Origin of the sequence: Flavobacterium kochi, from assembly GCF_048286715.1 — a bacterium.
Taxonomy (GTDB): domain Bacteria; phylum Bacteroidota; class Bacteroidia; order Flavobacteriales; family Flavobacteriaceae; genus Flavobacterium.
Genome location: NZ_JBLVPW010000079.1, coordinates 1 through 1246, shown reverse-complemented (window position 1 = coordinate 1246; position 1246 = coordinate 1). Strand labels below are relative to the sequence as shown.

The window sequence follows — 1246 nt, the reverse complement described above, 5'->3', positions numbered from 1 at the left end:
AAATGCTTCTACCACTACCCAAAATGTAGTGATCACTGATACCACCAAACCGGTAGTTCCTGTTTTGGCTGATGTAACTGGACAATGTAGCGCTACCGCTACTGCTCCTGTAACTACAGATAATTGTTCTGGTACAATTACCGGAACAACATCAGATGCCTTAACTTATACTACTCAGGGAACGCACACCATCACTTGGACATTCACTGATGCTGTTGGAAATGCTTCTACTGCTACCCAAAATGTAGTGATCACTGATACCACCAAACCGGTAGTTCCCGTGTTGGCTGATGTAACTGGACAATGTAGCGCTACCGCTACTGCTCCTGTAACTACTGATAATTGTTCCGGTACAATCACCGGAACAACATCGGATGCTTTAACTTATACTACTCAGGGAACGCACACCATCACTTGGACATTCACTGATGCTGTTGAAAATGCTTCTACCGCTACCCAAAACGTCGTGATTACTGACACTACCAAACCGATAGTTCCTGTTTTGGCTGATGTAACTGGACAATGCAGCGCTACCGCTACTGCTCCTGTAACTACAGATAATTGTTCTGGTACAATTACCGGAACAACATCAGATGCCTTAACTTATACTACTCAGGGAACGCACACTATCACTTGGACATTCACTGATGCTGTTGGAAATGCTTCTACTGCTACCCAAAATGTAGTAATTACCGATACCACCAAACCGGTAGTTCCTGTTTTGGCTGATGTAACTGGACAATGTAGCGCTACCGCTACTGCTCCTGTAACTACAGATAATTGTTCTGGTACAATTACCGGAACAACATCAGATGCCTTAACTTATACTACTCAGGGAACGCACACCATCACATGGACATTCACTGATGCTGTTGGAAATGCTTCTACCACTACCCAAAATGTAGTGATCACTGATACCACCAAACCGGTAGTTCCTGTTTTGGCTGATGTAACTGGACAATGCAGCGCTACCGCTACTGCTCCTGTAACTACAGATAATTGTTCCGGTACAATCACCGGAACAACATCAGATGCTTTAACTTATTCTACTCAAGGCACACACACCATCACTTGGACATTCACTGATGCTGTTGGAAATGCTTCTACCACTACCCAAAATGTAGTGATCACTGATACCACCAAACCGGTAGTTCCTGTTTTGGCTGATGTAACTGGACAATGTAGCGCTACCGCTACTGCTCCTGTAACTACTGATAATTGTTCCGGTACAATCACCGGAACAACA

1 protein-coding gene is annotated in these 1246 nt (G+C 44.2%); it reads left to right on the top strand.

The genetic code is table 11. From position 1 onward, the window contains the following. A partial coding sequence (locus ACNQGH_RS21870) for a PKD domain-containing protein (RefSeq protein ID WP_417958132.1) occupies nucleotides 1–1246 on the top strand: 1246 nt, incomplete at both ends.